The sequence below is a fragment of the Dactylosporangium darangshiense genome, assembly GCF_039537565.1.
Lineage (GTDB): Bacteria > Actinomycetota > Actinomycetes > Mycobacteriales > Micromonosporaceae > Dactylosporangium > Dactylosporangium darangshiense.
On record NZ_BAABAT010000112.1, the window covers coordinates 1 to 9131 of the forward strand.

The 9131-nt window shown below is 67.1% G+C and carries 9 protein-coding genes and 2 pseudogenes; 7 read left to right on the plus strand and 4 right to left on the minus strand.

The features are described from left to right. On the plus strand, positions 1-196 hold a 196-nt coding region (locus ABD901_RS57445; RefSeq protein ID WP_345144654.1), incomplete at its 5' end, for a hypothetical protein. Between the two features lie 202 nt (positions 197-398). Here ABD901_RS57445 and ABD901_RS59500 read toward each other — a convergent pair. Both ABD901_RS59500 and ABD901_RS57450 read right to left on the minus strand, forming a co-directional pair. Further along, positions 399-590 (minus strand): annotated as a pseudogene (locus ABD901_RS59500) (transposase family protein); the annotation flags it as partial. 134 nt (positions 591-724) lie between these two features. Then, positions 725-1138, minus strand: a complete 414-nt coding sequence (locus ABD901_RS57450; protein ID WP_345144656.1) for a hypothetical protein — start codon at positions 1136-1138, stop codon at positions 725-727. A 165-nt stretch (positions 1139-1303) separates the two neighbouring features. Here ABD901_RS57450 and ABD901_RS57455 point away from each other — a divergent pair, with 165 nt between their 5' ends. The 6 genes from ABD901_RS57455 to ABD901_RS57480 all read left to right on the plus strand — a co-directional run bounded on the left by ABD901_RS57455 (position 1304) and on the right by ABD901_RS57480 (position 7244). Further along, positions 1304-3049 (plus strand): sensor histidine kinase, encoded by a 1746-nt coding sequence (locus tag ABD901_RS57455; RefSeq protein ID WP_345144657.1) that lies wholly within the window; start codon positions 1304-1306, stop codon positions 3047-3049. Then, complete coding sequence (locus ABD901_RS57460; protein ID WP_345144658.1) at positions 3040-3765, plus strand: LuxR C-terminal-related transcriptional regulator; 726 nt, start codon at positions 3040-3042, stop codon at positions 3763-3765. Before ABD901_RS57455 ends, ABD901_RS57460 begins: the two co-directional genes overlap by 10 nt. Before the next feature lie 90 nt (positions 3766-3855). Next, complete coding sequence (locus tag ABD901_RS57465) at positions 3856-4755, plus strand: lipocalin-like domain-containing protein (RefSeq protein WP_345144660.1); 900 nt, start codon at positions 3856-3858, stop codon at positions 4753-4755. Between the two features lie 184 nt (positions 4756-4939). Beyond that, positions 4940-5308: a transposase family protein gene (locus ABD901_RS59505; protein WP_425556866.1), complete on the plus strand. Its 369-nt coding sequence runs from the start codon at positions 4940-4942 to the stop codon at positions 5306-5308. Positions 5309-5703: 395 nt separating this feature from the next. Next, on the plus strand, positions 5704-6102 hold the full coding sequence (locus ABD901_RS57475; protein WP_345144662.1) for a hypothetical protein: 399 nt from the start codon (positions 5704-5706) through the stop codon (positions 6100-6102). Positions 6103-6827: 725 nt separating this feature from the next. Further along, positions 6828-7244, plus strand: coding sequence for a response regulator (locus ABD901_RS57480; RefSeq protein ID WP_345144664.1), 417 nt, complete (start codon positions 6828-6830; stop codon positions 7242-7244). A gap of 216 nt (positions 7245-7460) precedes the next feature. Here the strand turns inward: ABD901_RS57480 and ABD901_RS57485 are convergent. Together ABD901_RS57485 and ABD901_RS57490 are read right to left on the minus strand one after the other, a co-directional pair. After that, positions 7461-7781 (minus strand): annotated as a pseudogene (locus ABD901_RS57485) (IS701 family transposase); the annotation flags it as partial. Between the two features lie 207 nt (positions 7782-7988). Beyond that, positions 7989-8906 carry a hypothetical protein gene (locus ABD901_RS57490; protein ID WP_345144668.1) on the minus strand — a complete coding sequence of 306 codons (918 nt, stop codon included), beginning with the start codon at positions 8904-8906 and terminating at the stop codon, positions 7989-7991. Between the last annotated feature and the right edge of the window lie 225 nt (positions 8907-9131).

A 9131-nucleotide genomic window follows, 5' to 3' on the forward strand; every position in this document is an offset into this window, starting at 1 on the left:
ACCCCAGTTCACCCTGAACCCAACGCCCACCACGCACACCACCGCGACAGACCCCAGGGTTCCCGATGAAGAACCCTCAGTTCGCCTGAACCCACGGCGGAGGCACGGTGCCGTAGACGTGTCCACGCCTGAGGGCGAAATCGTCGACGCCGAGGGTGGTGACCACGCCCGGCTGCGGCAACGGCGCGGCGAGTAGCAGGTTGAGTAGCGTGTCCCGTCCGACGGGGCATGCCCAGCCGTCGAGCCAGCCGTTCCCCGGGCCGACCGGCCAGAGCGACCCCGATCGCCGTCAACGCCTTGAGCAGCGGCGCGCTGTATCGGGAATGCGGGCTGGTCCGGCCGGGGATCTGGTCGACGAACGCGACCCGGGCACACCCAGCCTGGCAGCAGAGCAAGCGGCGCACGAGCAACCGGATCACCACCGGCCGTCCAGTCAGGGCGGTGTCGGCAAGTCGCCGGTGATAGCGGCCGTGCACCCGCCCCGACTCCGTGCCGCAGTCCGGGCAGGCGGCCCGATCGCGCCCGGACCGGGCCTCGATCAAAACCCGGCCCTCGGCCTCGTGAATCCGGTCGATCGTGATCTTCGCCAAGTGCGGCAGCAGCCACTCAAGATCGCACCGCGGTCAGCTACCACAGTCCACATCAGACGGATGGCAACACCCCCGCGCCAGCCACCACAAGATCATCGCCAGATCCCGAAATTCCTCACTTTTCGGTTCCGCGATCAGGTAATTCCCCACCTCTGACGGGGTCGGTCACGTAATTCGGTCCTGTCGATATTGACGTGGTCGTAGCCGGCCGTCTTCGCCGCGACCAACGTCGCTTCCAGGTTCGGGGCCTGGGCTGCGAGGACGGCGAAACCCTCGTGCAGGTATTCGTAGGCGGTGAACCTGCCGATGGTGTTGTCGCTGGCCAACTGCTTGATCCGGGTGGTGTCCAGGAACCGGCGGATGACCATGATCGCCTGCTTGAAGCAGCTCACCGCGCGGGTACCGGCGCGAGTGTCTCGGCGTTGGCGTCTGGCGTACAGCGGGCTTGAGACCAACAGCACGGTCTCCTCGCACATGGTCAACGTGGCGGTGTTTCCGACACTCATCTCTCGACGCAGAACCCGGGGTTCTGCGTCTTTCTCGTGCACCACAACAGGTTCCGCGCTTCGCGACTGCCACCGGTCGACGCCTACCTACCTCCTGAGACCGTTGCGCGGAAGGCTCACTGCCATCTGCTAACCGTTTTCCATGGAATTACGCCGTGGCACTGCGCTGCTCTGTACATGACCAGATACGGCCTCTATGAAGAGCCTATGCGTCTGCTCAAACCCGCCGAATCCTCTGGCACCTCAGGACCCGTCGAGCGTTTCGGGCCGGTGGTCGCCGGGGCCGTGGGCGCTGCGTTCGCGGCGACGGCCCTGCTACTGCCGCGTAGCGCTGATGCGCTGCCGACATGGGCGGATGCCTTGGTTCAGCCCGTCGGCGTGACCTTCTTGGCGATCGGCCTCTACGTCTGGATCCGTCAGCCTGAGATCTGGCGGATGGGTCTCCTGCTGTGGGCGGAGGGCGCGACCTGGTACCTCGGTGATCTGCAACACAGCACCAGCGATCTCCTGTTCAAGATCGGGTTCTGGTTCTTCCACCTGCACACCGCGGTACTCGCCCACCTGCTGTTGGCGTCCCCCTTCGGCCGGCTCAAGTTCCGCCTCGAAAGCGTTGCTGTCGTCGCAGCATATGGTTGTGTCCTGGTCACCCAAGGGATGCGGATCCTCGTCGAGAAGGACCTGCACCCGCAGGGCTGGGGCGACCCGCACGCGCAGTATTCGGTCTGGGCCACGATCGGAAGCATCTCCGCCGTCCTCGTCATTGCCGCGATCGTGGCTTTGGCGTACCGGCGCTGGCGAGGGGAGTCTCCCTCGGAGCGGCGTGCCCGAGGGATGTTCTGGCCCAACGTCAGCCTCATCGGCGTCGTGCTGATCGGCTTGGCGGTCGCCCAGATGGTGCATGCCTCTGTGCAAATCGTCGCTGCCCTGTTGTCGGCGTACGCCGTCTCGCTTCTGCTGCTGGGGCTGACCACACTGGTCAACGCCCACCGGTTGCAGGCGGCACACCGCGACGTGTCGAAGCTGTTGCGGCAGTTGCAGCAAAACACGGACGACAACGGCGGTCTCCGCGCCGCGGTCGCGGAGGCGCTCGTCGATCCGAGCCTCACAATTCACTACCGCCGCGCCGATTCAGGGGAGTACGTCGACCTGCACGGCGTTCCTGCCCCACTACCGCCGGACACGGTCGATCGGAGGGTCACCTACGTCGGGCCGTCCGACGCGCCGGTCGCCGCGATCGTCCACGACTCGTACTTGGCAGAGCACCCCAGCCAGCGGAGCCGCCTCGCCGCGGTGGTCGCCGCAGCCGAGCTTGCGATCACCAACGCCAACCTCCGCAGACGCGCCGAGGGGCGGGCCCACCTGCGAGGTATGGCCGAGGTCGAGATGCAGACCCGGAGAACGATCGGACGTGAACTGCACGACGGCCTGCAGCACCGCCTAACCGCTCTGCAAGTGTTCGTCGGCAGGGCGCGGAGCGATCCGGGACCTGACAGCGCGGCGTGGCTTGGACAATTCGAGGGGCTCATCCAGGAGACGATCCGCGAGCTCCGGGAGGTGGTCCAGGGCGTCTACCCCGCCGTCCTGCCAAGCCAAGGGCTGGCCGACGCCTTGGATGCCCTGGTGGGCAGTTCCCCGGTTCCGCTCATCCTCAGCATCGAGGCTCGGCGCTGGCCGGCCAAGGTAGAGGAGACCGCCTTCTTCATCATCAGCGAGGCGGTCGGCAACGCCTGGAAGCACGCCCGCGCGAGCCGGATCACCGTCAGCGCGCGCGAGCAGGGCCAGAAGCTGCACGTCGAAGTCAGGGATAACGGCGTCGGCGGTGCGATGCTCAAGGAACGCGACGGCGGCCTGCGCGGCATGCAGGACCGTGCCGCGGCGCTGCAGGGCTCCCTCGAGATCACGACAGGACAGAGGCAGGGAACTATGGTGAGGTTGGTGCTGCCATGCGCGTGATGGTCGCGGAAGACAGCGGGATCGTCGGTAAGGCCCTGGCGGCGGGGCTCGCCGAACACGGCATCGAGGTCATCGGCATAGCCAGAAGCATCGCCGCGCTGCAAGACCTGATGACGTCGGAGACGCCCGACCTGATCACCCTCGACCTGCAGATGCCCTGGACCGACGAAGACCGCACCCCGGAGTTCGGCGCCGGACTCGTCGCCGCGACGCAGTTACGGACTGCCAGACCCCGACTGCCGATCGTCGTGGTGTCCCAGTTCGATCAGGTCCCGATGATGGAGGAGGTCCTCAAACTCGGTCCGCATACTGCGTACCTGCTCAAAGACCGGATTGAGGACATCCCAGAGCTGATCGCGATCATGCACGCCGTCGCTGCGGGCGACACCCGCATGGACCAGACGCTCTACGCAAAGCTCCTCAACCGTAAACGCGAGCACGACCGCGTTCAGCGGCTCACCTCTCGCGAGCTCGAGGTGTTTGCGCTGCTGGTGCAGGGCTACTCCAACAAAGCCATCTCGAAGCGGTTGTTCCTTGTGGAGAGCACGATCGAAGGCCACGAACGATCCATTTACCGCAAGCTGGACCTCGATGCGGCGTTGTCCGCCGAACACGGCATCGTCGACGACGCGGACCGCCGCAACCGCCGGGTCATGGCTGTGCTGGCATACCTGCGCTGGGGGCGCAGTCAGGGCGGCCCTCACCCCGACATCTGAGCCGCTCGCGGCGCGACCCATGGAAAACCATGGACGGCGACAGCGGCTTTCCCGCTACGACCGCACCTGTCCAGCCGCCACGCTCAGACCATGAGCCCGATACGCGTCACCGCCCGCCGGGCGGCGGTCCGGCATGTCAAGGTCGCGGCCGTCACGGTGCTGGTGAGCCTGCTGGTGATGGCTTGCGACGGCGATGGCGCAGGCGAACCCCCGTCCTCGTATGAACAGCCGGTCGCCATCCCGGCCACCACCGGCGGTGGCGGTGACGTCAACGCCGGTTCCGGCCCGATACCCGCGGAGATTGTCGGTACTTGGTCGGCCATCGGCTCGTACGGCCACAACACGTATACGTTCACCGCCACCGGTACCTTCAGCCATGTGGTGCCGACGCCCAACGGCGGGGTACGCCAGTGCACGGGCAAGTTCACCATTGCCGGCGGCCAGATCACTCTGGCCGGGTCCGGCGGCTGTTCACCGGTGACGGAGACGTTCGCGCTGACCGGTGGCACGCTGACCCTCGGCAGCGAGCGGTTCGTCCGTGACGATGCGGACAACAACCCGGCTACTTGCATCGTCGGCACGTTCCAGCTCACCGGGGGCTGGATCGACCGCACCTCCGCCGCCTGGATCCAGGGCACCAACGACCACGTCCGCCTGCAGTACGACCAGAACTCAGTGTTGACCTACACGTTCGCCGCGGGTGATGCGTTGACCGTCAACGAACGCAGCCGGCTGTCCGGATACGGCGACAGCAACGGGTTCTATGAACTGAACACCACCGTGAACGCGACGTTCACGTATTTGGTTTCCGGCTCGACAATCTCCTATTCGGGCGGACAGGGGTCAGTGGCGCTCACCTATGCCTACAACCATCAGACGCTTGGTACGTCACAACCCACGCCGCAGTACACTCCCGACCGCTTCACCTGCACCAGCACCAGCCTTGTCCTCACCGGCGACGGCTACGAGCAGAAGTTTCGTCGCAGCTGAACGCACGACGAACACCCATGCCCGGTCAGCTGAGCGTGGCCATGGGCGGCCATGGAGGGCATGGCGGCCATCTGTGGACGCTCACGTAAGTGGGCTCTTGCGCTCATCTGATGATCGACGGATGTTGACGGCTTGATTCGTTCCCTTGTGGACCTTGTTGGCGCGTTGCTCCTGGATCTGGGTGGTGTTTCAGCTGAGCAAGTTTGTACTGGCGGAGTCAACTGCTCATGTCGAGGCCCGGTGCGTCGGGCCGGCCGCGACGTACCCGAGCTGCCGGAGTCCGACCGCTCGGGTGCATAGCCGGTATCGGCGCCGGTTAGCAGACCTCGCGATCGCTGGGCGCCGCGTAATGATCCGGCCGATGGTGCGCAGGTTTTTTCTACGCCGACGCGAGCTGCGAGAGGAGGATCTTCGCCGAATAACCGCGCTCGGACAGAGCGGTGAGTGCGCGGAGGCTCACCATAGTGGCGCCGCTGCCCCAGGTGAGCAGCGCCTGCTCGTAGCGTGGGGCCCTGACATTGACCCACCACGCCCGCCCCGTCGATTCTCGTAAGGCTGGGCTCGATCCGTACCTGCCACACTGTGCAGACCGCCGCCGTTCCCCTTCTTGACCACCGCATGTCGGGCACGGAGAAGTAGGCTTCTCTTCGATGTGCCTGCGCTGAGTTGGCAGAAATGAGCGTCATGGCCGAGACCCGGGCCTGCACTCTGCCGGACGCGACCCACCATTCCCGCTCGGCCTGGGCGGTGGGGCCTGCCGCCCCCGCCCGGTTGAGACTGGTACACAGGCTGCCGTCCTGGATCTCACGTATGTCGGTTCAGTCGCGGGTCGCCGCTCCCGGCGCGCGCAAGCAGGTTGATCGGCCGGAAAACGTGCTGATGCACGATATGTTGAGCCGAGCAGGTCGGCCATCACCATTCACCCCATGCAATGCGTAGGAGGACCACATGACGGACCAATGGGAACAGCAGCGCGACGATCAGCGTGTGTGGGACAACCATCGCGACAACATGCGCACATTTGATGAGGTCACCATCAGCAACCGAGAGGCGCAGCAGACCAGAGACAGTAGCGCTCTGGACAGTTCGGGCGCGGCGTGGCCCTCAAGCGGCGGCGGGTACTCCGCTCGCCCTCTCTCGAGGCGCGAGGCGGACCGCCGCCGCAGAGAGCCGGGGACCATCGAGTGGCTCAGGGAGCGGGCGAAGCACTGGAACCTGGACGGGACCAACCCGCAGCCCCCGAAGCCTCAGCCTTCGTGGCTGGCCCGGCACAAGGGCCTGGGGGTTGCCGCGCTGGCGCTCGGCATCGCCGCCATCGTTGTATCGCAGCGGAACCAGGACAGTTGACCTCAAGGTAAGCCGGGGTTCGCGCTGCCGTTCGACCCGCCGTAGGCGCGTAACGGTCTGATGTGGACGCCGGAACAACGGCGCCCCGGCGACCCCGGACACCAGCCGGACTATGCAGCTGGCCCCTACACGTGGTCGACCCAGACGCCGTGGGTGGTGCTCCATCCCGGTGGCCCGCCACGACCTGTGCTGTGTCGGCATCTGACAAGCATCGGATTGCCAGCGACGAAGATCGTTTCGCTACCCCGACCGGGTGACGTTGCGCGAGGTCGCGGCGCGGGGTGTAGCGCAGGGCGGAGGTGCTCCATCGAAGTCCGCTTCGTTCTCTGCGCTACATCCAGCGGGGCGAAGATGCCGACTCGCTTTGTCGGCAGGCGCCCAGGGTGGTACGGCGTTGTGCGGGGCCGTTGCGAGGGCAGTCGGCCTGCCGGTGTCTGCAGCGTCAAGACCGTATTTGTCGCCGATGTGCCGGATATGAGGTTGGGTACTGCGCGGATAGTGGCGATTCGCTTGGGTCGAGTTGCCGCTTCGGGACCTGGCGGACGTCGCGTCTGGGCTCGTCTTGTGGCGGACAGACCGGCGCCTCCCCCGTGGCGCCGGTCTGTCCGCTGAGTCATCGCTGCCCGTGGATTCCGTCACGGGGAACGGCCTCGTCCGTGTGTTGCGGCCGCCGCAGACCGTGCCGGCAGCTCGCAGGGGTGCGGGTGCTGTGGAAGGCGGCAGATATGACCGTACCGGCGCTCCCGGTGTATGTACTGCTGGTCGAGGACGACCCAGGCAACGTTGCGCTCATCAGCGACGCGTTTGCCGGACACCGGCTGTCCAGTACGCTGCATATCGCCGCCAACGGCATCGAAGCGCTCGAGTTCCTGCGCCTCGGCGCCGCTCACGCCGACGCGGCCCGTCCGGACCTGATCATGCGCGACCTGAACATGCCGCGGACGGGCGCGAGCAGTCCGATCGCCTGCCCACTGCCCCGGTACAGGCCGAAAGGAAGCCCTCCGCCGGTTGGCGTATTCCTCGGCGAGGACGGCGACGTCGATCCCGGCGGTGACATCCCCAGCCGCCGGTTGCCGTGCGCAGTCGCGGGCCACAGCGTGCCGAAGTGGTCATCCGGGTCGGTCGCCGCGTGCGCTTGCTGACCGCACCCCATGACCACTTCGGCTCGACGGACCTTCTCGTGGGCGGCCGGGAGATCCTCTCGGCGATCGGCCCGGTGCAGCCCGGCGAGCGGGGCGTGCAGCAACAGGTTACGCGGAAGGGTCGCCGCACCGACCACCGCGGGCACCAGCCTCCGCGCCCTCATCAGGGTCGCGTTCCCCGCATCGAGCGGCTAGTACGGCAGCCGCCGTTCGGGATCATAGCTGAAGTTCAACGCTGAGCCGTCGTGTGTAGTGGGCGCGTCGGGCTCGGGCTTGGTGCCGACGTCGCCACTGTGACCAGCTCAGATGGTGGGCGTGGTCGCGGATCGGCTGGATGATCAACGTGTTGAGCAGTCGGCGGATCTCGTTAACGATGAGGTCGATCAGGTCGGCAGCGGCGGTGCGGGTGGCGGCATCGGCGGCGCAGATCGTCAGGACGGCGAGTGCGGCCATGGCGAGGGTGGTGAACCGGTGCCAGGAGTTCCAGCGGCGGACCTGGTGCTGGTCTAGCCCGACCTGGCTCTTGGCGGCCTGGAACGATTTCGCGAGATGTGGCAGCACGCGACGAGTGATCCGCTAGCGCACCGGCGGCGCCGTACACCGTGGACACGACTGACCGCGCAGCGATACCCATCGACCAAGTAGAAGGGGCCGGAACCACGGAACCCCGTCACTGCCAACCAAGCATTGATCAGCCTGGCCTGCTAGTGATGTGCCTCCGCAAAGTCACGCTGAGCTGAACTTTTACAGGGCGAAGCTCGCGGTCACGAGGCGGTGATCGGAGGGGTGCGGTTGCGTCTGCGGGACGTGCACGAGGTAGGTGCCGGGCACGTACCGGTCGCGGAGTGCCCGGTTGGCCAGCAGCCAGTCGACGAGCAGGCCGCCGCCGCGGTCGCTGTTGACGGTCCTGCGGAATGCCTCCTGCGACGGTGTGCCGGACTGCCACGCCAGTTCGTTGACGGCGAAGAACCCGGCGCCGTCGACGCGTTCGCCGCGCGCGGGGTCCCAGCGGCCGATCAGGTGGTCGACTGCCGCGGTGTCCGTGGTCCACACGCCGGGCGGTCCCTGCACCGCTCGGTGGCTGCGGGCGACGTACTGCTGTTGCGTCCAGTCGCAGTGCGGCAGGTGCGGGCCGGACGCAGTGCCGTTCAGATCGCCGCCGAGGATCACCGGCACCGGATGCTCCCCCCACCGGTCGACGGTTTCGGCCTCCTGCCGCCGCCGGACCAGGGAGCGGGGGTCCCAGTGCTGCACGACCGCGGAGAACGGTGCGCCGCTGCCGCGGAGTTCGAACTCGCCCAGACCGCGTTTGTCGTCGGGCGTGGTGGCCGGTGTGGCGTCGTGCCAGCAGCGCAGCCGGACCACGACCGGGTTGTACAGCACCGCCGGGCCGAACGGGCCCCGGTCGCACTGGGCCAGTTCCCCGACATACGGCAGGCCGGTCTCGGCATCTAACGCCGCCAGCGCCGACTGCAGGCCGCGCCGGCCGTCGCCAGCCCACCCTTTCGCCTCGCACAGCAGCACGAGGTCGGCCCTGACGGGGCCGCGGGCGCGGACCAAGTCGCTGAAATTGTAGCGGCCGTCGCGTAGCCCGCCGGCTTCGAAGTTGAATACCGCGACCCGCAGGTTCGGCTGTCCCGGCGAGCTATCCCTCAATGCCATGCTGGTCTCCGTCGCTCGCGTCTGGGTGCCGTGGAGTGCCCCGGTCCCACGCGTCGGTGTCGGCCCGCCGGCCGCGCTGGTGGGCACTCGGGGCCGATCTAGTGCTCTGACCACGAACGTTCACGGTGTTGGTTGACACGCCGCTCGGCCTCCACGCTGGACGGCGTTGTCGCGGCCAGGCTGTCGGGGTGGCAGAACCTGTGCGTGTTCGGCGGTTGTCTGACC

What these genes read in the sequence shown, in the direction of transcription:
- ABD901_RS57455 (WP_345144657.1), top strand. Translation starts at nt 1,304, where the DNA reads ATGCGTCTGCTCAAACCCGCCGAATCCTCTGGCACCTCAGGACCCGTC.
- ABD901_RS57460 (WP_345144658.1), top strand. Translation starts at nt 3,040, where the DNA reads ATGCGCGTGATGGTCGCGGAAGACAGCGGGATCGTCGGTAAGGCCCTG.
- ABD901_RS57465 (WP_345144660.1), top strand. Translation starts at nt 3,856, where the DNA reads ATGAGCCCGATACGCGTCACCGCCCGCCGGGCGGCGGTCCGGCATGTC.
- ABD901_RS57475 (WP_345144662.1), top strand. Translation starts at nt 5,704, where the DNA reads ATGACGGACCAATGGGAACAGCAGCGCGACGATCAGCGTGTGTGGGAC.
- ABD901_RS57480 (WP_345144664.1), top strand. Translation starts at nt 6,828, where the DNA reads ATGACCGTACCGGCGCTCCCGGTGTATGTACTGCTGGTCGAGGACGAC.
- ABD901_RS57490 (WP_345144668.1), bottom strand. Translation starts at nt 8,906, where the DNA reads ATGGCATTGAGGGATAGCTCGCCGGGACAGCCGAACCTGCGGGTCGCG.